Origin of the sequence: Roseibium sp. (genome assembly GCF_048261595.1) — a bacterium.
Classification (GTDB): Bacteria; Pseudomonadota; Alphaproteobacteria; order Rhizobiales; family Stappiaceae; genus Roseibium.
On the sequence record NZ_JBLXFW010000006.1, the window covers coordinates 17,736 to 37,236 of the forward strand.

Consider the following 19,501-nt stretch of genomic DNA (forward strand, 5'->3'; position numbering starts at 1 on the left):
CGTGATGACACTGTCCGAGAAAGAAGTACCGGCGCGGGTCGGCACCTCCAGCGAAGACAAGAGACCGGGACGTTCATCCCTGCCTCAATTCTATGCTTCCGCCACCGTTCTGTCGGCCAACGAACATGCCAACCTGCGCCTGAAGCCCCCGCAGTCCTACGGTTTTGCGGCGCGGGCCCGGTCGCTTCCCCTGAATGCCGTCGAGTTTGCCCATGCGGCCCTCAGCTATCCCATCGTCTTTGTCCCCGGCGGGAAGGCTCCCGCCGCACTGGCGGTGGTCGGCTTGCGCGAGAAGGAGAACCTCTTCGTCGACGATCTGGGACGCTGGGAACCCGATGCCTATGTCCCGGCGTATGCCAGACGATACCCGTTCATCGTCGCGCAGGTCGGCGCTGAAGCGAGCAATGGGGCGCAGTTCACGCTATGTGCCGACTTGGAAAGCGGGTTCTTCGCGCAGGATACCGGCAGCCCCCTGTTCGACGCGGGGAAACCGTCACGCCATGCCAAGGAAGCCCTGAGGTTTTGCCTGTCATATCAGCAGGGAACGGTAGCGACCGATACCTTCATTCAAAAGCTGCTCGAGTACGATCTTCTCGTCCCCAAGCAGGGGCGTTTTACCCTGGCGAGCGGCGAAGACCTGCACCCGCCGAACTTCCTGACCGTCTCGGAAGAACGCCTCAAGAAACTCGGCGATGCCGCCCATCTTGACTTGCGCCGGAACGGCTGGTTGCCGGTGATCCATGCCCAGCTCTTATCGCAGCTAAACTGGACACGCCTGCTCAGTAGAGCCGACCGGCGCTCATCCGGCTAGGCTGACCGAGCGTTTCCTCAACCGCGCCCGGCCACGTTGGCCGATTGGGCGAGCAAGGCGGCGTTGCCGCCTGCTGCCGTCGTGTCGATACAGACGTGCCGCTCGTGAAACACGTGACCAGCGTCGGGCAAATCACCGATCACGGGCAGGATGGGTCCATCCCGCTCGCTGAGCACAGTCGCGTAGGCTTTCGCCTTCTGCTCATCTCCCCACCAGACAAGCCCGGAAAATCCGTCGAGTTGCCGGAACGTCTCCGGCTCTACCGGACTTGCCACCTCGACGGCAATGCCACCCAGGCGCGCCACCTGCTCGGCCTGGGATCGGGCAGCTTCCGCGCCTGGACCAAGGCAAAGCAGAGGCGGACGCACGACCAGATTGAGCGTATTGCTTTCACCCGTCGGTCCGGGCATATCGATCTTGCGGACAGCAGGTTCGGCAGAAGCCGAGGCAATCAGGCGTTCAAGCTCCGAGGTCCCCATCAGCGACCCGTCGATTTCCGGCTCCGCCTCCACAACCCGTTCGGTAGCTGCGCGCGTGAAGCGCGCCAGGTAGTTCGGGCCGCCCGCCTTTGGACCGGTCCCCGACATGCCTTCGCCGCCGAAAGGCTGGCTGCCTACGATTGCGCCGATCTGGTTGCGGTTCACATAGATGTTCCCGACATGCATTCTGGAGGCAATGTCGGCCGCGCGCCCTGAGATGCGGGTGTGCAAGCCGAAGGTCAGGCCATAGCCACAGGCGTTGATGTCGTCGATGACCGTCTCGAGTTCTTCGGCCCTGAAGGTCGCAACATGAAGGACGGGACCGAAGATCTCCCGATCGAGATCGCCGATACCCGACACCCGAATGAGCGCAGGACCTACGAAATGCCCGCGCTTCGGTGCTTCCAGCTGCTTCAGAAGGCGGCCATCTGCTTCAGCTTCGTCAACATGGGCCTGGATGGATGAACGAGCAGCCTGATCGATCAACGGCCCGACGTCCGTTGTGAAGGACCGGGGATCGCCGACGGCAAGTTCGTCCATCGCGCCCTCGATCATTGCGATCAGATCGTGCGCGATATCTTGCTGCACGTACAGGCAGCGCAGAGCCGAGCAGCGCTGGCCTGCGGACTTGAAAGCGGAGCTGACAATGTCCCTTACCGCCTGTTCAGGCAGCGCCGTGCTGTCGACGATCATGGCATTGAGACCACCGGTCTCGGCGATGAGCGGCGCATCTGGCGCACCACCTGCGACCATGGCCCTTCGGATGCGCTTGGCCGTTGCGGTGGAGCCAGTAAAGGCCACGCCCGCAAGACGCGGATCGGAGGTCAGAGCTGTGCCGACCGTTGCGCCCGAACCGACAACGAGCTGAAGCGCTCTTGGTGGGACCCCGGCCTCGCGCAGCAGCTTCACTGCCTCGAACGCTATCAGGGCTGTCTGCTCGGCAGGTTTTGCCACTACTGCGTTGCCGGTCGCAAGGGCGGCCGCAATCTGGCCAGTGAAGATGGCAAGCGGGAAATTCCATGGACTGATGCAGGTAAAGACCCCACGCGCCGGATTGGCCTGTTCCGGCGCTCGAGCGGCGTAATAGCGGAGGAAGTCGACCGCCTCACGGACCTCGCCAACGGCATCGGCAATGGTCTTGCCTGCCTCCTGCGCCAACAGCGCATAGAACCGCCGGGCATGGCTTTCGTAAAGATCAGCTGCACGGTTCAATACCTCTGCCCGCTCCGACGCCGGAACATTCCAGGGCCAGGCAGACTCAAGGGCCACAGCGACATCGCTTTCGCGCGCACTCAGAACCTCGCCAATTGTCTCGCCCGTTGCCGGATTGATTACCGGATGCGGCTCGCCATCGGAAATCTGGCCGACGACCAGAGATGCGGCCTGACAAGGGCTTTCGAGCGAGTAGGCACCGGCGATATCATCCAGAACCACACCCGACGTCAGATCAATACCAACCGAGTTGCGCCGATCCGGACAAAAGAGCTCCGGTGCCGGTACGGTCATTTGTCCGGGCCGGCACTCCACTGCCTCGATCGCGGCGAATGGGCAGGATACGACAATTTCAGGGGCGATCCGATCGTCCACGATCTGGTTGACGAAGGACGAATTGGCTCCGTTCTCCAGAAGCCGTCGAACGAGATACGCCAGCAGATCCCGGTGGGCACCGACAGGAGCATAGATCCGGCAGCGCGTGCCCTTCTGCGCCTTCACGAGGTCATGCAACTTTTCGCCCATGCCATGCAGACGCTGGAACTCGTAAGACTGCGAAGGCATACCTTCTGCCATGCGCAGAACGGCCGCGACCGTGTGGGCATTGTGCGTGGCGAACTGCGGGTAGATGTAGTCGGTCATGCCGAGAAGCTTCCGGGCATTTGCGATGTAGCTGACATCGCTCGCGGCCTTTCGGGTAAAGACCGGAAAGCTGTCGAGCCCTTCGACCTGCGCGCGCTTGATCTCGCTGTCCCAATACGCTCCCTTCACGAGCCGCACCGTGATCTTCCGGTCGAGCTTTGAGGCAAGGTCATGGAGCCAGTCGATCACGACGCCGGCGCGCCGGCTGTAGGCCTGGACGACCACTCCAAGTCCGTCCCAGCCTGCAAGCCGTTCGTCCCGAAGCACCTTGTCGATGAGTTTCAGCGACAGCACCAGCCTGTCGGCTTCCTCGGCATCGATCGTCAGACCGATATTGGCGGCTTTCGCCTTGAGCGCCAGATCAAGCAGAACCGGAGCGAGCTCCGCGATGACCCGGTCTTCCTTGACGACCTCGTAACGCGGATGCAAGGCCGAGAGCTTGACCGAGACACCGGGATTTTCCCGGCAATCGGCACTCGAACTTACCTTGCCGATCGCCTCGATCGTATCAGCATAGGACTGACGGTAGTGATCGGCGGCCTGCCGCGTCATCGCCGCCTCGCCCAGCATGTCATAGGAATAGGTGAACCCTTTGGCTTCCATCCGCTCGGCTCGGTCCATTGCAGAAGAGATGGTCTCGCCGAGCACGAATTGCCGCCCCATTTCCCGCATGCCTTGTGCCACGGCCGCCCGGATCACCGGTTCGCCGAGCCGCTTGACCGCCCCTCTGACAATGCCGGCAAAACCCGGGCTGCGCCCGTCAAGAACCCTTGCCGTCAACTCCAGCCCGATGGTCGAGGAATTGACCAGCGCGGATCTGGACTTGCCGCGATGGCTCGACCAGTCATGAGGAAGGATCTTGTCCTCGATCAGCTCGTCGATCGTGTCTGCGTCCGGCACGCGCAACAAGGCCTCTGCCAGGCACATGAGCGCGATGCCTTCTTCGGTCGACAGGCCATATTCGGCGAGGAACACTTCCATGAGGCCCTGGCGCTGATCGCGGCGGATCTGCCGCACCAGATCGGCAGCCCTTGCAACGATCACCTCGCGCTCGTTTTCTGGCAAGGATGCTTGCGCAATCAGTTCCCTCAACAGCGCCGTTTCATCCTGCTGCTTCAGGGCATCGATCTGATCAAAAGGGTTGCGCATTGCGAGCATGGCCGCGTCTCCGGTTGCATTTCGACCATGATACGATTTAATGAAAATCCGATACGACCAAACATGATGAGAATGCGGTCCAAATGGCTATTTCAAAATCAGATAATCAGACGATTAGCACAATCATAACGAGCGATTTGGACAAATTGGACTACACGATCTTGCGCAGGCTTGCCGGCAACGCTCGCATTTCAATGACCAAACTGGCTGAAGCGGTGGGTCTGTCGAAGACGCCTGTGCTCGCTCGCGTCCGCCGATTGGAAAAGCTGGGCGTTATCACCGGTTACCGAACGATGATCTCGCCGGAAAAGCTCAATCTCGCCCATGTCGCCTTCGTTGAGGTGCGCATGACCGACACACGCGAAGCCGCGCTTCAGGCCTTCAACACCGCTGTTGCCGACGTTCCCGAGATCGAGGAATGCCACATGATCGCCGGCGGGTTCGACTATCTTTTGAAAGTCCGCACCCGCGACATTGCCAGCTATCGCCGCGTCATGGGCGAGAGCATCTCGAGCCTGCCCTATGTTGCCTCCACATCCACCTACGTTGCGATGGATACGATCCGGGAGTCTGGACCAAGAGCGCTATAAAAAACCGGGCGGTAGCTAACCGCCCGGCCAGGGATTTCGAGGATGCGACCAATCAGCGGCCGGTGATCCAGGGCGCCATGATCAGGATCGCCACTGCCAGGACCTGCAGGCCGATAAATGGCAGCAGGGAGCGGAAGATCGTTCCAAGCGAGATATCCGGCGGCGCGACGCTCTTCAGGTAGAAGGCTGCCGGTCCGAATGGCGGCGACAGGAACGACACCTGCATGTTCATGCAGAACAAAACGCCGAACCAGACAGGATCATATCCAAGGCTCACGATGATCGGCACGAAGATCGGCATGGTCAGAAGCGCGATCCCGACCCAATCGAGGAACATGCCCAGCACGAACAGCAGCAGCATCATGAACAAGAGGATGGTGGTCGGATCGTCCGAAATACCGGAAATCAGCGCCGAGACGAACTTGATTCCCCCCATCAGGTTGAAAACGCCAACCAGCGCACTTGCGCCGACGCCGATCCAGACGATCATCCCGACAGTCTGCAGCGTTTGAAGAGCTGCTCCCTTCAAGAGGCCGAACGTGAACTCGCCGCGTACGATAGTTGACAGCAGCACCCCGGCGACACCGACTGCCGACGCTTCCGTAACGCTCGCAATGCCGCCGTAGATCGACCCAAGAACGCCGGCCACGACCGCCATCGGCAAGACCAGCCCCTTGGCCAGCCGCAATTTCTCGGACGTCGTGACGGTCTCGTCATGAGCGGGAACCGGCGCGATGGACGGATTGAGCCAGGCACGGATCAGGACATAGGCGACGTAGAATCCGGCAAGCATGAGCCCGGGGACGAAGGCCGCCGTGAAAAGATCTCCGACCGAGACGTTGGCCGTCAGGCCATAAATGATCAGGACGATTGAAGGAGGGACCATCGTCCCGAGTGCACCGCCCGCGCAGACGACGCCGATGGCAAGGTGCTTGTCATAGCCAAGGCGTAGCATCTGCGGCAGGGCAACAAGCCCAAGCAGGACGACCTCGCCGCCGATGATGCCGCTCATGGCTGCGAGGATGACCGCGACGACAATGGTCTGGATTGCAACACCACCTCTCAGCCGTCCGCCGACAAGCTTCATGGCATCGAAGAGATCGCGCGCGATCCCCGATCGGTCGAGGATCGCGGCCATCAGGACGAACATCGGAACCGATACGAAGACAAAGGAAGATACGAAGGAATAGACCCGGCTCGTAATCAGCGGCACGACCATCGGGCCGAACCAGCCGAGTGCGAAGACGAGCGCTACGAGAAGCGTGACGAATGCGAGCGGAATGCCCGAAACCAGGAGGCCGAGCAGCATGACGAACATGAGCAGCGTGCCGCCCTCGATACCGAGGGCCTGGAAAGATCCGAAGATATCCATTACCGGCGCCCCCGCGCGTAATTGACTGCAAGGATCAGGAACTGCACCGCCATTGCCGCGAGCACAACGAGTAGGAAGACCTTGATCAGTCCCGGGAAGACAGGATCCCAGGCGCTTCCCGAACGTTCTAGCCGGAAGCTGCCATCGGGCCGAAAGGCCGCGCGCTGAACCATGAGCCACGCCGCCCAGGCAAACATCGCGCTGGCCGCAGCGCAGACAAGGGAGATGATCACGTCGAAAATCCGCCGGAACCCGGGAGGCAAGGCATCGTAGATCAGCACGACGCGGATGTGCCGGTCGCGAACGGTGCAATAGAGACCGCCATAGATAAAGGCGGCGCCGCAGAGAAAGATCGTTGTTTCATGCGCCCAGATCGTTGGCGCGTCGAACAGGTACCGCAGCAGCACCTCATTCAGCAAGATAAGCATCGACAGGACAATGCCGATGGCAAAGACTATACCGCCACGGTCAATCCAGCGGCCAAGAACGCCCGTCTCCGGGATTGCTCCGCCGTCTTCGGGACGCCCCGTTTCACTCTGGTGCTCCGACAATTCCTCCCCCTTCGCTCATGGACCGCCGTTTTCCGGCGTGTTGTTGTGCTTGTTGGCAAACGGGCGCCGGAGGCGCCCGTTCACTCAATCGGACAAGGCTTATTGCATCAAGCCGTTTTCCTTGAGGTAGCCAGTCAGAACGTCATAGACCTTCTGCGCGTTCTCGGAGCGGGCCGCCACTTTTTCCCACTCGCCGCGGGCAATGGTACGGAACTTCGCCCGCTCTTCCGCAGACCAGTCGGTGACTGTGATCTTGCCGCCAGCCTTCGCAGCTGCAACGGCTTCAAGGTCGCGCTCGGCAAGGGCCGCCACCTGGCTGACCGCGAACTCGGCGACGCTTTCCTCGATCAAGGCCTGGAGATCGGCCGGCAACGCATCCCATTTCGCCTTGTTCATGGAAACTTCGACGACCGGCATGGAGTGGAAGCCCGGATAGACAGGGTTCGGAGCAACATCGTGCATGCCCTGCGCCTGGTTGACGGAGAACACCGTGTAGTCGGCAGCATCGATGACGCCCTTGTCCAGCGCGGTGAAGACTTCAGATCCCGGCAGGTTGACGGGGGCTGCGCCTGCGGCCGCAAAGACCTGCTGCACGAGACCTTCAGGTGCCCGCATCTTCAGACCCTTGAGATCATCCACGCCGTTCAGCTGCTTCTTGGAAACGAAAGCCTCAAGACCCGGCGTGGTCGCACCGATGAAGTGCAGACCATAGGGCTCCAGCAGTTCGTTCATCAGTTCCTTGCCACCACCCTTGGCCATGAACTGGAACATCTGGTCCGGCGACGACCATGCGCCGACGGGGTTCGCGATCAGGCTGAAGGCCGGGTCCTTGCCGGCGAAATAGGACGTGTCGGTGACATGGCCGTCGAGGATCCCTGCTGCGATCGCATCCTGGGTCTCGTTGTGCGCGACAATCGACTGCACGGGCAGCAATTCGATCTCGACGCGACCACCGGTCTTTTCCTTGACCTTTTCGGTCCAGCCCTGCTGCAGGGTGAAGTTCGGGTTGCCCGCGGTGTCGGCAGACTGGAAACGGAACTTGAATTCCTGGGCGCTTGCGGCCGCGGTCAGGGCACCTGCCGCGACAGCAGCCAACGCCAGTTTGGTGATTGATTTCAGCATGAATTCCTCCCTTTCATGGATTGAACGCCTTCGTGCGCAGAGGCGTCGTTGCATGCGGTGCCACACGTAGCCCGCAACTCTTCCAGTGCCTTTTCGACGACTTCATCGGCAGACAGTGAAATATCGAGAGCAAACCCCGCCTCGTCCGCTTCGAGCGATTCGAGCACCGACAGCTGACTGAACAGCAGGTTGGCTCCAACAAAATGATTCTTCCGGCTCTGCAGCCGGGCCTCGATCAGGCCCGCTTCGCCGGTGAGATGAATGAAAAGACAGTCCTTGAGACCACCGCGCAGACGGTCCCGATAGATCCTGCGAAGGGACGAGCAGGCAACAACCACGCCACCGGCCTCAAGACAGCCTGTGCGGGCAGCGTGAATCACCGCGTCGAGCCACGGCATTCGGTCGGCGTCCGTTAGCGCTAACCCTTTCGACATTTTCGCCTTGTTCGAGGGACTGTGAAAGTCATCGGCTTCCACCATTGCCAGTCCGAGGGCCTGCGACAGGCGTTCGGCGACGAGGCTCTTTCCGACCCCGCAAACGCCCATCACCACCACGGTTTTCCCGTGCCCCATCCCTATTCCCTCACCTTCGCTAGGCAGTTCTACCTGCCAAAATCTTTCGGCCATAAAAATGATAGCGCTAACAATTGTCAATCCATTTTCTTCATGTAATATCGGCGGCGGGGGAGAAATCACGTCAAGCCGTTGAATTGGAACGAATTTGTGAGAGCGACAATTTCCGACGTGGCCCGCGAGGCAGGTGTTAGCGCCATGACGGTGTCGCGTGCCCTCCGCAGCCCCGACAAGGTTTCGGCAAAAACGCTCAGCAAAATCCGGGAGGTGGTCGAACGTCTCGGATATGTGCCCGATCCGGCGGCAAGCGCATTGGCAACGGGCAAGACCAACGTCATTGGCGTCATTGTGCCTTCCGTCACCAACAGCGTCTTCTCCGACGTGATGCGTGGCATCTACGAGACAGCCGAGGGTTTGAGCTGGCAAATTCAGCTCGGCAATTCGCGCTATTCGCCATTGGCAGAAGAACGGCTTGTGCGCACCTTCCTCAGCCAGAAGCCCGCGGGCCTCATGATCTCAGGCATCGACCAGTCGCGGGAGACAGCCGAGCTGCTTCGCGATGCGACCTGCCCGATCGTACAGATCATGGAATGCGGCCCCGCGCCCTTCGACATGATGATCGGCTTTTCGCATCTGGAAGCGTCAAGGGCAGCAACCCGCCACCTGTTGGAAGCGGGATACACGAAGCCTGGCTACATCGCGGCTCGCCTCGACCCGCGCAGCCAGCGCCGTCTCCAGGGTTTCAGGGATGTTGCCGGCGCAGCCGGTGTCCTCGATGAGGCACGCTTTGCCACAACCCCGCGCCCATCGACCGTCACACTGGGCTGCGAGCTGACGGCGGACCTCCTGTCACGAGCACCGGATACGGACGCGATCCTGTGCAACAACGATGACCTTGCGCTCGGCGCCCTGTTCGAATGCCAGCGCCGCGGCCTCAAGGTGCCGCAGGATATCGGCATTTGCGGCTTCAACGATCTGGAAATGATGGCCGTCGCGAACCCGTCGATCACGAGTGTGAAAACTCACCGGCTCGATATGGGGCGCGAGGCGATGTCGATGATGCTGGCGGCGTTGTCGGGCGACGCGCCGAGCCAGAAAGTGATCGATATGGGGTTCGAGCTTATCCCCCGGCAGAGCACTGCCCGAAGGTAGGACGCCGAGACCCGGCGACCCTGTCAGAGGGTAACGGTCACAAGGTTCGTCAGGACCGGACCTCTTCCATTGTTAGAAGGATGCTTGCCGGCTCGTTGGTGCGATTGAACAACGCCCGCGGTTCGCCGGGCGCTATCACGCAGGAATCGAGTGGACCGAGGACGACCTCCTCGGTCCCGTTGCTGACAGTCACCTGACCCGCAACAACCACATAGATCTTTTCCTGATCCGACGCCTTCAGCGAGGTATGCCCGCCCGGCAGGATATGCGACAGACCCACCCACATGGTGCGGGTTTCTGTCGCTTCCTTGCCCTGCAGGCGCAGGCAAGCCATGCCATAGTGCTCGGGCGCCTCATAGCTCGCGGCTTCTTTCAGGCGGGTGACCTTCATGGTGGCTTGCCTCGTCTTTCCGGTTGATTATCAGGGTTTCAGGATCACCCGGTCCGGCGTCGAGCGCAGAACGGAGGCATAGGCCTTTGCCGCATCCTCGAAGCCGTAGACCGACTTCGGATTGATCGGAAACGGCTTCAGCTTGCCCGCTTCGAACTGCGGCTTCAGCTTGTCGAAGATCTTGGCGCCGTAGACGCTGTCGAGCGCAAGCGTGTCGATGCCGATGAACTTGTGACGCCCCCGGAAGAAGGTGAAGATGTCGAAATCCACTGCCCGGTCGAAGGTGGAGATGAAGATCTGCCGGCCTTCCTTGGCCAAAGCCTTGTTCGCCATCTCGAAATACGGGCTACCGACCGTGTTGAAGATGATGTCCGCACCGCGACCGCCGGTCTTCTCGCGCACAATTGCGGCAACATCCTCGCTCGAGTTGTCGAATAGTTCCACGGGAGCGTTGGTGTGCCCCTGGATGGTGGTCGGCTTGTATTCTGCCGCGTAGACCGTCGCACCGGTCAGCGTCGCGAGCTGGATCGCTGCCTGTCCGACCTTTCCGTTGGCGCCGCACACGAGCACGGTGTCCCAAGGCTGAACCCCGCCGGCCTCGCGCAGGCCCTCGAAGGCCGTGATGAAGGGGACGCCGATCGACCCGGCTTCCTCGAAGCTCATGGTCGCCGGTTTTTCACGCACCGCCGCCTGCGGCAGGGCCATGTATTTGGCGTGGGAGCCGTTCTGGGTAATGCCCAGTTCGCCGCCGCCGCCCCACACTTCCTTGCCGAGCAGATGCGCTGGCCCCTCGACGACGACACCTGCGAAATCACGGCCCGGCACCCGCGGCCAGACGGCGTGCGGCATATGGCCGAGCGACGCCTTCACATCGGACGGGTTGACCCCCGCGGCCTTGATCTCGACGATCACCTGTCCGGGTCCGGGCTGCGGACGGGTTGGCTCGATCAGGTCGATCTTGAGATTGTCCAGATCGGCGGATTTCTCGGTCACCCAGAGCGCTTTTCCGGTCACCGTTTTTTGTTGAATGTTCATGGTTCCCTCCCCGTCATTTCCGTATCACTGCGCAAGGCCGAGCATCTGCCGGGCCTCTCCAGTGGTGGCGATCTCGCCTCCGAGTCTTTCGATGAATTCACGCGCGCGCGCCGTCAGCTCGCCATTGCCCGCAGTCAGCTGTCCCTTGCCGAGATAGACCGTGTCTTCCATTCCGATGCGCACATGGCCGCCGAGCAGCCAAGACTGAACCAGCATCGGGAAGGCAAAACGGCCGATCCCGAAACCGGTCCACTCGGTTCCCGCAAGCAGCATCCGCGACGCCATCGCCATGGCGTCCGGTGTACACGGCAAACCGTATTTCACCCCGGTGACCAGCGAGCACATGGCGGGCCCCTCGACGTGTCCGGCGGCGAGGAAGTCATTCGCCATCACGATGTCGCCGGTGTCGAAGAGCTCCAGCTCCGGCTTCACCCCATTGTCGCGGATGATCTCGGCCATGATCTTGACATTGCGCGGCGTGTTGATGACCACCTGCGCGCCGGAATTCATCGTGTTGAAATCGAGCGTGCAGATTTCCGGCCTGATCCTGGCGACATGCTCCACCCGCTTTTCCGGCGGCATGATGGTCGTTCCCGGACCTGCAACCGCAGGGTCCTCGTCCGACGGGACAAACCGGCCGCCTGGACCTGTGGTCAGGTTCAGGATCAGATCCGTGTTCTTTTCCCGGATCAGCTCGACGACCCTCTCGTAGAGGCCAATGTCCATCGACGGCTTTGCGGTCTCGGGATCGCGAACGTGAATATGGGCAATCGCCGCCCCGGCATCGGCCGCATCAAGACAGGCCTGGGCAATCTCCTCAGGTGTCGCCGGCAGGCCCGGATGCTGATCCCGGGTCGTCAGGTTGCCGGTCACAGCGCAGGTGATGATGGTCTTGCGCGCCATGACCTAGAGCCCCCGCCCGGCATCAACGACAATTCGCGTGCCCGTGGAATTGGTCAGATAGGCAACCGATGCGAATATCGCGTCGGCCACATCTTCCGGCTGGGTGACCTTCTGAAGCGGCGTTGCCGCCCCCGCCTTCTCGATCTGCTCGGAAGTCCGTCCCGGCACGAAGCCGGTCGCCACCATCCCCGGAGAGACGGACAGCACACGGATTTCAGGCCCAAGCGCCAATCCGAGGGTATGTGTCATGGAGTCGAGCGCCGCCTTTGCCCCGCAATAAGCCACGGACGAGCCGAAGCCCTTGAAGGCGGCAATCGACGACACGTTGATGATCACGCCGTCACCGCTTTCCTTCAGCATGGGCGTAAAGGCCCGGATCGTGGCAAAGACACCACGGAAATTGGACGCAAAGACCTCATCGATGATCCCGTCGGTAAGGCCGTCCAGATCCTTGTGCGCTACCGGCGTCGTCGTGCCTGCCGAATTGACGAGAATGTCGGCCCGCCCGTACTGGCCAGCGACCGCGTCACGCATGGCCTCGATGGTCTGCGTTTGCATCACGTCCACATGCATGGCGCTGTGTCCGTCGCCCGGCAGCTCGGAAACGAGCGCCTCGGCTGCGGCCTTGCCGGACCGGTAACCGATGACAACCGTCGCGCCAGCCTCGGCGAACAGGCGCACAGAGGCAGCCCCTATTCCGCCGGATCCGCCGACGACGACGGCAACCTTTCCCTTCAAAGAACGGCTCAAGATACTTTTCCCTTGATCGGCGGCTCCGGAAAGCTCGGAACGCCGGGTTTCAAAACGAAGTCGTAGACACAGGTGTAGAAAGGCGCCTGGTCCTGCGGATACTCGTCCAAAGGCGCCTCGTGCAGACGCAAGTTGCCCGCGATCTGATCCTTCGCGCCGAAAACCACGTCATTGACCATGGCGTCCTGGGTATCGGCAAAAATCTGGGTCACAAGGGTCTTGCAATCCGGTGCCGAGACGATGAAGTGAACGTGAGCGGGACGCATCGGCGTGCGGTTCTGTGCCCGCAGGAGGTCCCCGGTCGTCGTATGGGTCGGCACCGGATAGCCCGCCGGCTTGACCGTTCGGATCAGGTAGCGCCCGTCGCTGTCGGTGGTGAACTTGCCCCTAAGGTTGAAGTCCGCCTGATCCTTGTCCTGATTTTCATAAAGTCCATCCGGAGACGCCTGCCAGACGTCGAGGGTTGCGCCGGCGATCGGTTGCCCGTTCACGTCCACCACTCTTCCGCTCAAGATCAGCGGATCCCCCGGCGTTTCGGACCGGGCAATGGTTTCGCCAAAGCTGCATTCGGGCGCCGAACCACGGTAGAACGGCCCAAGCAACGCCGACATGGTCTCGCCCTGCATGCCGTCGTTGTTGATCAGGTCGATCAGTGTCGACGCTCCCAGAACATCGCAGAATAGTACCGCCTCATTGTGTGCGTCGTCGGTCTGCTGGCCGATGGTGTTGAGGATCTGCAGTCCCTTCTCGTATTCGGCCTCCGTCGGCCTGACTTCGCGAATGAAGGCATGCAGGTGACGCACCAAAGCGGTGACGATCTCCTTCAGCCTCGGATCGCTGGTGTCTTCCATCGCCGCCAGCACCGTTGGCGTGACATCGTCCTCGGTTGCGATGAGTTTTGTCTGATTGATGCGGCTGTCCATATTGTCCTCCCTCACGCGGATACCGCCTTGGACTTAGGGCATTCGCGCTCGGCTTTCAGCGCCTGCAGATGGGGATATTTCTCCGTCAGCAGCGAGCCGTGATAGTAGGTTGCGGTAAAGGCGGGCTCTTGCCGGATCCGGTCAAGCCATGCAGCGACAAGGGGCTTGTCGTCCCACGCCTGATGCAGGTTGATATCCTCCATTCGCACGATCACCGGCATGATGGCAACGTCGGCATGGCTTAGTGCCTTACCCATGAGCCATGGCCCAGCGCTGGCCGATAACCACTGGTTCATGCGTTCTACCCCGCGAGCCAGACGCCCGCTCGCTTCATCCATGTCGGCCTGCGGGAAACCCGTGCGTCCCATTTTCATGAGGAACTCGCGGCGCAAGGGCTTGCTGTCGCAAAGCGCCTGAAAATCCTCGGCGCTCATCGCCTGGAAATGCGGCAGAAACGCCAGATTGTAGGAGGGCACGCGAATGGCCGGCGTCGGCACTTCATCTATGAAGCGCACCATCGAACGCATCCGCGCCGCCTCGAAGGGGTCAGCAGGACGCATCGGCGCCGTATCGGGCACGATGTCGTCCAGGTACTCCATGATCACCGCGCTGTCGATAATGGGCCGGTCATCATGGACCAGCGCGGGAACAACGCCATTCGGGTTGATCGCCAGATATTCCGGCTTCAGCTGATCTCCGGAAAAGAGATCAAGCTTGTGTTCCTCGAAGGCCAGCCCCTTCGCATGAAGAACGAAGCGTACCCGTTGCGAACAGGTCGACTGCGGCGCGTTGTAAAGTTGGAAAGCCATCGCCCTAGTCCCAATTCAGGATGCGGGGCAAACGATCCTTTGCCGCGAGTGTGCCGATGATGCCGAGGGGGAAGAACATCAGCGCCAGAGCCATGATCAGACCGGTGGCAAGGATGTTGATCTCCGACGAGCCGAGCGTTGCCACGAAGATCTCGTTGAAGGCAACGATCAGCACCGCCCCGATCACGGGTCCTGCAACCGTGCCCTTGCCTCCCAGGATGCACATGAGAACCATGTTCACGCTGACGAGGATCATCAGAAAGATGTTCGGCCGGATGTAGGTCAGGTATTCGCCCCAGATCGCACCTGCCATGCCGACGAAGGCAGCGGAGATGGCAAAGGCAAGCGTCTTGTAGGTGCGTGTATCGATCCCGGCACTTTCGGCCTTGATCTCGTCCTTGGAGATCGCCCGCAGGCCGAGCCCGAACTTGGAATGCTTGATCTTGTAACTGACGAAGACGGCCAGAGCGGCAAGCACGACAAACGCGTAGTAGTAGGGAAGCTTCGCCCATTCTACGTTGAGATCATTTGCCGGCAAGGCAACACCGTTCGCTCCGCCGACGAAATGCCAGTTGTCGAACAGGATGCGAGCAATCATCACCAGGGCAAGCGAAGAGATGATGAAGCTGGGTCCGCGGGTCTTCAGCGTGACCCGGCCGATCAGATATCCAACCAGCGCACAGGCAACCCCGGCCAGCGGCGCCGTCAACAGCGTCGAAACCCCGAAGCGCGCCAGTAACATGCCGGAGAAGTATCCGCCAACGCAGAAGAAGACATTGTGGCCGAGCGAGATGTAACCGGTAAAACCGCCCAGAATGTTCCAGCCCGAAGCCATGGCCGCATAGCAGGCGGTGAACAGGATGAGGTGGATGACATAGTTGAAGTTGCCGACGAACTGCAGCGCCGGAACACAAAGCAGAACTGCCAGAGCGAGCCAGGGGAACCAGGTCGCCCGCGTCCGGTCTGCCCGGCGTGCGAGACGCTCGTTGTGAGCGGCCCGCGCCTCGAGGACACTGGAGGTTTCATTGAAGACAATGGACATTACGCAAGCTCCGGCTTTTCACCGAACAGCCCCTGGGGCCGCACCAGCAGAATGAGGAACAGGGCGAGGAAGAAGGTCATCGTCGACCAGGTTGCCCCGGCATATGTACCGACGAAGGCGGCAATGACGCTGAGCAGGAACGATGCCACGACGGTGCCAAGGAGAGAGCCCATCCCCCCCAGAACGACCAGCGACATCAGGACGGCAATCCACTCCCAGTGCTTTGCGGGGAAGAAAGAGAAGACGAAGGAAACCAGACTCCCGGCCGCTCCGGCGAGGCCAATCCCGATAGCAAAGCTGACAAGGGCCACCATGCTGACGTTGACGCCGAGCAGCTCTGCCGCTTCCCGGTTCTGGGTGGTGGCGCGGATGGCATATCCGAACCGCGAATATTTCAGGAAAAGCGCAAGCGCGCCGATGATCACCAGTGACAGGATTCCCGCATAGAGCTGGCCTGTCGGGATGAACACATCTCCGATGAAGATCGCGTCCGTTGCATAGTCTGGCGAGGTCACGCGCTGGGTATTGGAGAACATACCCCCGAGCGCCCCTTCCACGATCATTGCGATCGCAAAGGTCAGCAGCACGGTCATCTCGGAATATTTCGCCGAACGGGCTTCGCGCTCGAACACCAGCTTGTAGAGAACGATGCCGATTGCGGCGAGGACCACCATCGCGACCGGCAGCATGACCAGCGGGTCGATGCCATAGAGCCGAAAGCCCCAATAGGCCACATAGGCGCCGGTGATGATCAGAACCGGATGCGCCAGGTTGACGATCCGCATGACGCCGAAGACAAGGCTGAGGCCCGATCCCATCAGGGCGAAGACGCCGCCAAGCGCAAGGCCCAGGACGAGTGTTTGTATGATATCTGCCATTGAAATGCTTCCCGCTCACGCCGCCTTGCTGCCGCCCAGGTAAAGATCCTGGATCCGTGGATCGCGCAGCACCTGGTCTGCCGGTCCGGAAAACAGCGTCCGCCCGAGATCGAGGACGACTCCCCGATCGGCATTCTTGAGCCCCATCAGGGCATTCTGCTCCACCAGGAGGATGGTGATCCCCTCCTCCGCCATCATTCGCATGATGTCGAACATCTCCTGGACGATCTTGGGCGCCAGTCCCAGAGACGGTTCATCGAGCATGACGATGTCGGGCTTCAGGATCATTGTCCGCGCCATGGCGAGCGTCTGCTGCTGGCCTCCGGACATGGTGCCGGCGTGCTGGTCGCGGCGCTCCTTCAGGATCGGAAAGCGCTCCTCGATCTCGTCGATCCGTTTTTCGAGATCCGACGTGTCGGCGAGCGAAAATCCTCCCATGCGCATGTTCTCGCGCACTGTCATCTTCGGGAACAGCGCGCGCTCCTGCGGCACGAAGCATATGCCCTTCCTGAGAACCTGATCCGGCCGCAGTCCCTTCAGGCTCTCGCCCCGGAAACGGACGTCGCCTTGCCGGATTTTCAGCATGCCGCAGATCGCTTTCAGCAAGGTCGACTTTCCGGCACCGTTCGGCCCGATGATGCAATGAACCTTGCCCGGTTCCACGGTAAGCTCGGCGCCATCAAGGATGGCAGGACCGTCACCATATCCCGCGGTCAGGTTCGAGACGTGGAGAAGCTCGCTCATCACGCTGCCTCCTCGAGTACGCCACCCAGATAGGCATCGAGTACGTCCGGGTTCTCGCGCACTTCTTCCGGCGTACCATCGGCAATCACACGGCCCTGCGCCATCACGACGATCTTGTGCGACAGGCGCATGATCAGATCCATGTTGTGCTCGACGATCAGGACGGTAAGTCCATTCTCGTTGAGCTTGCGAATATGTCCGACGATCTCTTCCAAAAGCGTCGGATTGACCCCGCCGGCCGGCTCGTCCAGCAGGATGATCTTGGGGTCGCTCATGAGGAGCGCCGCCAGGTCCATGAGCTTTTTCTGTCCATAGGACAGGTTCGAGCCATCTTCATGGGCGATGCGAGTGATGCCCAGGAAGTCGAGGATCTCCATCGCCTTGTCGACCTCTTCCGCGCCAAGAGCCGGTTTGAAGAGATCCCGCCAGCCGCCGATCTTGGACTGGCAGATCACGTTTTCCAGCACCGTCATGTCCGCAAGGTTTCGGCTGATCTGAAAAGTGCGGCTAAGCCCCATGCGGGTGATCTTGTGAGGACGCAGATGGTCAATCCGCTGTCCGTCCAGGTAGACCTCCCCCGCACTCGGCTCCGTGGTTCGGCTGATGCAGTTGAACGCCGTCGTCTTTCCGGCCCCATTCGGGCCGATCAATGCGGTGATGCTGCCTTGGGGAACCGTAAAACTGCAACCGTCAACGGCGCGGATCCCGCCATAGTGCTTGGCGAGGTTTTTAACGTCGAGCATGTGGAAACACCTTGCTCCGGCAAGAAATCGGAAAAGAAGCCCGGGCGCAAAGGCCCGGGCAGTTGTCGGCTCTTAGAAAGAGCCTTTCGGATAGGTCATTGAGGCAACGCCCTCAAACTCATCCGTGGGGTAAACGAACTGCAGTTCGCCATCATTCCACTGGGTCATCAGGAACGGCTTGTTGGCCGGCAACCCGATCTCATCCCAGTTGAAGCGTCCAAGGATGGTCCGAACCGGCTCATCCTTGGTACGCGCGGACAACCACTTGCCCATGGCCTGATTGTCCGTGGAGCCGGCACCAATCATGGCCTGCTCGATGCCCTGGCAGACAGCAAAGGGGATGGCGGCATCTTCGTCCGGAGCACTGCCGAACTTCGCCTGGTAGGCTGCAACGAAGTCTGAGTTGGAGAAGTCCTTGCCGCCAAGGGTGGACTGGAAGGGGGCGTCCTTGTGCCAGGACGTGTGAACGAGAACGCCTTCGGCGCTCGAACCGGTTCCTTCCAGGTATTCTGCCTGGGTTCCCTGGCTGAAATAGACCAGCTTCGGCTCTGCACGCACGGTCTTGAGAGCGCGGGTCAACTGCACCGCCTCCTCAGCCGAGGCCGTCAGGCCGATGATCAGCTCTGCGCCGGAACGCTTGACCTGGTTGGCAAGGTTCAGCCAGTCGCTGAAGCCTTCTTCCGGCCAGCGCTCGGAGAACACCACCTCGATGCCATTGTCCTTCAGGTAGCCAGGGGAAAGATCGCGAACAAGGCTGCCGTCTGCCGGATCCATGACCTTTTCGCCCATGAGACCGGACCAGACGCCATTGGCGAAGAAGTCATCGGCGGATATCACCGCAGCCGTCTTGGGCGCTTCTCCTTCCGGGATCAGGTCCTTGATGACGCCGGCAAGCGATGCGCCGACATATTCAGCCGCATTCGGCTGGAAATAGAAGATGTTCTCATGCCCCTGGGTGTAGATCCGCAGGGCACCACCGGCTGGCAGCGCATGAACCATGTTGTTCTTGGCGAGCAGACTTGCGACCGGGAACGACAGGCGCGACGAGAAGGTGCCGTAGACGGCCTCGACACCGTCGACGTTGATGAAACGCTCGTACTGGTTGATTGCGGTTGCCGGATCCGAACGGTTGTCCGACACCAGTAGTTCGACCTGCCGGCCAAGAATACCGCCGCGCTCGTTGATCAGATCGACGCAAAGCTCATAGCCCTGCTGGTGCTTCTGTCCCGCGATCGAGAACCCGCCGGTCAGCGGCAGACTGGCACCGATTTTCAGCGCGTCAGCCGCCTGTGCACCGGTCAATGCGCTTGCGGCCATCAATGCCGCTGTGATTGCACCTGTCACCTTCCATTTCACGTTCTTCATCTTATTCCTCCCTGAAGATGATTGTGGGCCCTATGCGGTGGACCCAAGGCCGAACCCTCCCAAGTCCGTGCCAAACCGTTTGTTGCCTTGACTTCCTGCCTTCCGAACTTCGCGTGCCCTTCCACCGTACTCCTGATCACCCCGGTCAAATCCGGGATTATTGGACACTGCCCCCACCCGCAGATGGACCAATGCAATCGATTGCATAACTCTGCAATCGAAATCGCCCTGGTCCGAGTTTACGGGGCGTGCGAGAC

At 60.8% G+C, this 19,501-nt stretch carries 19 protein-coding genes; 3 read left to right on the forward strand and 16 right to left on the reverse strand.

Going from position 1 to position 19,501, the window contains the following annotated elements; all coding sequences use genetic code 11:
- Positions 1-4: 4 nt before the first annotated feature.
- The gene (locus ACN0SY_RS17320) at positions 5-811 is read left to right on the forward strand and encodes a SapC family protein (protein WP_417689370.1); all 807 of its coding nucleotides are present in this window, start codon (positions 5-7) and stop codon (positions 809-811) included.
- 17 nt (positions 812-828) lie between these two features.
- Here ACN0SY_RS17320 and putA read toward each other — a convergent pair whose 3' ends face one another.
- Positions 829-4,302, reverse strand: a complete 3,474-nt coding sequence (gene putA / locus ACN0SY_RS17325) for a bifunctional proline dehydrogenase/L-glutamate gamma-semialdehyde dehydrogenase PutA (protein ID WP_417689372.1) — start codon at positions 4,300-4,302, stop codon at positions 829-831.
- Positions 4,303-4,385: 83 nt separating this feature from the next.
- Here putA and ACN0SY_RS17330 point away from each other — a divergent pair, with 83 nt between their 5' ends.
- A complete protein-coding gene (locus ACN0SY_RS17330) occupies positions 4,386-4,892 on the forward strand; it encodes an Lrp/AsnC family transcriptional regulator (RefSeq protein WP_417689374.1) in 507 nt (168 codons plus the stop codon).
- Between the two features lie 52 nt (positions 4,893-4,944).
- Here ACN0SY_RS17330 and ACN0SY_RS17335 read toward each other — a convergent pair whose 3' ends face one another.
- The 4 genes from ACN0SY_RS17335 to ACN0SY_RS17350 form a co-directional block, all read right to left on the reverse strand.
- Positions 4,945-6,264 carry a TRAP transporter large permease gene (locus ACN0SY_RS17335; protein ID WP_417689376.1) on the reverse strand — a complete coding sequence of 440 codons (1,320 nt, stop codon included), beginning with the start codon at positions 6,262-6,264 and terminating at the stop codon, positions 4,945-4,947.
- Complete coding sequence (locus ACN0SY_RS17340) at positions 6,264-6,815, reverse strand: TRAP transporter small permease subunit (RefSeq protein ID WP_417689378.1); 552 nt, start codon at positions 6,813-6,815, stop codon at positions 6,264-6,266. The genes ACN0SY_RS17335 and ACN0SY_RS17340 overlap by 1 nt, the downstream gene beginning before the upstream one ends.
- Positions 6,816-6,914: 99 nt before the next feature.
- Positions 6,915-7,937: a TRAP transporter substrate-binding protein gene (locus ACN0SY_RS17345; RefSeq protein WP_417689380.1), complete on the reverse strand. Its 1,023-nt coding sequence runs from the start codon at positions 7,935-7,937 to the stop codon at positions 6,915-6,917.
- On the reverse strand, positions 7,931-8,590 hold the full coding sequence (locus tag ACN0SY_RS17350) for a gluconokinase (RefSeq protein WP_417689382.1): 660 nt from the start codon (positions 8,588-8,590) through the stop codon (positions 7,931-7,933). Before ACN0SY_RS17350 ends, ACN0SY_RS17345 begins: the two co-directional genes overlap by 7 nt.
- 69 nt (positions 8,591-8,659) lie before the next feature.
- Here ACN0SY_RS17350 and ACN0SY_RS17355 point away from each other — a divergent pair, with 69 nt between their 5' ends.
- On the forward strand, positions 8,660-9,661 hold the full coding sequence (locus ACN0SY_RS17355; RefSeq protein WP_417689384.1) for a LacI family DNA-binding transcriptional regulator: 1,002 nt from the start codon (positions 8,660-8,662) through the stop codon (positions 9,659-9,661).
- A gap of 49 nt (positions 9,662-9,710) precedes the next feature.
- On the opposite strand, the gene ACN0SY_RS17360 is transcribed toward ACN0SY_RS17355, so the two are convergent.
- The 11 genes from ACN0SY_RS17360 to ACN0SY_RS17410 all read right to left on the reverse strand — a co-directional run bounded on the left by ACN0SY_RS17360 (position 9,711) and on the right by ACN0SY_RS17410 (position 19,244).
- Positions 9,711-10,052 carry a cupin domain-containing protein gene (locus ACN0SY_RS17360; RefSeq protein ID WP_417689386.1) on the reverse strand — a complete coding sequence of 114 codons (342 nt, stop codon included), beginning with the start codon at positions 10,050-10,052 and terminating at the stop codon, positions 9,711-9,713.
- Between the two features lie 30 nt (positions 10,053-10,082).
- Complete coding sequence (locus ACN0SY_RS17365) at positions 10,083-11,087, reverse strand: quinone oxidoreductase family protein (protein ID WP_417689388.1); 1,005 nt, start codon at positions 11,085-11,087, stop codon at positions 10,083-10,085.
- A gap of 24 nt (positions 11,088-11,111) precedes the next feature.
- Positions 11,112-11,990 carry a 3-keto-5-aminohexanoate cleavage protein gene (locus tag ACN0SY_RS17370; RefSeq protein WP_417689390.1) on the reverse strand — a complete coding sequence of 293 codons (879 nt, stop codon included), beginning with the start codon at positions 11,988-11,990 and terminating at the stop codon, positions 11,112-11,114.
- Positions 11,991-11,993: 3 nt separating this feature from the next.
- Positions 11,994-12,740 carry an SDR family NAD(P)-dependent oxidoreductase gene (locus ACN0SY_RS17375; protein ID WP_417689392.1) on the reverse strand — a complete coding sequence of 249 codons (747 nt, stop codon included), beginning with the start codon at positions 12,738-12,740 and terminating at the stop codon, positions 11,994-11,996.
- Positions 12,737-13,663, reverse strand: a complete 927-nt coding sequence (locus ACN0SY_RS17380; RefSeq protein WP_417689394.1) for a dioxygenase — start codon at positions 13,661-13,663, stop codon at positions 12,737-12,739. Before ACN0SY_RS17380 ends, ACN0SY_RS17375 begins: the two co-directional genes overlap by 4 nt.
- A gap of 11 nt (positions 13,664-13,674) precedes the next feature.
- A complete protein-coding gene (locus tag ACN0SY_RS17385; RefSeq protein ID WP_417689396.1) occupies positions 13,675-14,472 on the reverse strand; it encodes a glutathione S-transferase family protein in 798 nt (265 codons plus the stop codon).
- Positions 14,473-14,476: 4 nt separating this feature from the next.
- Positions 14,477-15,514, reverse strand: a complete 1,038-nt coding sequence (locus tag ACN0SY_RS17390) for a branched-chain amino acid ABC transporter permease (RefSeq protein WP_417689398.1) — start codon at positions 15,512-15,514, stop codon at positions 14,477-14,479.
- Entirely contained in the window at positions 15,514-16,392 is an 879-nt protein-coding gene (locus ACN0SY_RS17395) for a branched-chain amino acid ABC transporter permease (RefSeq protein WP_417689400.1), read from the reverse strand. The genes ACN0SY_RS17390 and ACN0SY_RS17395 overlap by 1 nt, the downstream gene beginning before the upstream one ends.
- A 15-nt stretch (positions 16,393-16,407) precedes the next feature.
- The gene (locus ACN0SY_RS17400; RefSeq protein ID WP_417689402.1) at positions 16,408-17,136 is read right to left on the reverse strand and encodes an ABC transporter ATP-binding protein; all 729 of its coding nucleotides are present in this window, start codon (positions 17,134-17,136) and stop codon (positions 16,408-16,410) included.
- Positions 17,136-17,879 carry an ABC transporter ATP-binding protein gene (locus ACN0SY_RS17405; protein WP_417689404.1) on the reverse strand — a complete coding sequence of 248 codons (744 nt, stop codon included), beginning with the start codon at positions 17,877-17,879 and terminating at the stop codon, positions 17,136-17,138. Before ACN0SY_RS17405 ends, ACN0SY_RS17400 begins: the two co-directional genes overlap by 1 nt.
- A 72-nt stretch (positions 17,880-17,951) precedes the next feature.
- Entirely contained in the window at positions 17,952-19,244 is a 1,293-nt protein-coding gene (locus ACN0SY_RS17410; protein WP_417689406.1) for an amino acid ABC transporter substrate-binding protein, read from the reverse strand.
- Between the last annotated feature and the right edge of the window lie 257 nt (positions 19,245-19,501).

What these genes read in the sequence shown, in the direction of transcription:
- ACN0SY_RS17405 (WP_417689404.1), bottom strand. Translation starts at nt 17,879, where the DNA reads ATGCTCGACGTTAAAAACCTCGCCAAGCACTATGGCGGGATCCGCGCC.
- ACN0SY_RS17345 (WP_417689380.1), bottom strand. Translation starts at nt 7,937, where the DNA reads ATGCTGAAATCAATCACCAAACTGGCGTTGGCTGCTGTCGCGGCAGGT.
- ACN0SY_RS17390 (WP_417689398.1), bottom strand. Translation starts at nt 15,514, where the DNA reads ATGTCCATTGTCTTCAATGAAACCTCCAGTGTCCTCGAGGCGCGGGCC.
- ACN0SY_RS17365 (WP_417689388.1), bottom strand. Translation starts at nt 11,087, where the DNA reads ATGAACATTCAACAAAAAACGGTGACCGGAAAAGCGCTCTGGGTGACC.
- ACN0SY_RS17410 (WP_417689406.1), bottom strand. Translation starts at nt 19,244, where the DNA reads ATGAAGAACGTGAAATGGAAGGTGACAGGTGCAATCACAGCGGCATTG.
- ACN0SY_RS17330 (WP_417689374.1), top strand. Translation starts at nt 4,386, where the DNA reads ATGGCTATTTCAAAATCAGATAATCAGACGATTAGCACAATCATAACG.
- ACN0SY_RS17370 (WP_417689390.1), bottom strand. Translation starts at nt 11,990, where the DNA reads ATGGCGCGCAAGACCATCATCACCTGCGCTGTGACCGGCAACCTGACG.
- ACN0SY_RS17320 (WP_417689370.1), top strand. Translation starts at nt 5, where the DNA reads ATGACACTGTCCGAGAAAGAAGTACCGGCGCGGGTCGGCACCTCCAGC.
- ACN0SY_RS17400 (WP_417689402.1), bottom strand. Translation starts at nt 17,136, where the DNA reads ATGAGCGAGCTTCTCCACGTCTCGAACCTGACCGCGGGATATGGTGAC.
- ACN0SY_RS17380 (WP_417689394.1), bottom strand. Translation starts at nt 13,663, where the DNA reads ATGGACAGCCGCATCAATCAGACAAAACTCATCGCAACCGAGGACGAT.
- ACN0SY_RS17335 (WP_417689376.1), bottom strand. Translation starts at nt 6,264, where the DNA reads ATGGATATCTTCGGATCTTTCCAGGCCCTCGGTATCGAGGGCGGCACG.
- ACN0SY_RS17385 (WP_417689396.1), bottom strand. Translation starts at nt 14,472, where the DNA reads ATGGCTTTCCAACTTTACAACGCGCCGCAGTCGACCTGTTCGCAACGG.
- ACN0SY_RS17395 (WP_417689400.1), bottom strand. Translation starts at nt 16,392, where the DNA reads ATGGCAGATATCATACAAACACTCGTCCTGGGCCTTGCGCTTGGCGGC.
- putA (WP_417689372.1), bottom strand. Translation starts at nt 4,302, where the DNA reads ATGCTCGCAATGCGCAACCCTTTTGATCAGATCGATGCCCTGAAGCAG.
- ACN0SY_RS17360 (WP_417689386.1), bottom strand. Translation starts at nt 10,052, where the DNA reads ATGAAGGTCACCCGCCTGAAAGAAGCCGCGAGCTATGAGGCGCCCGAG.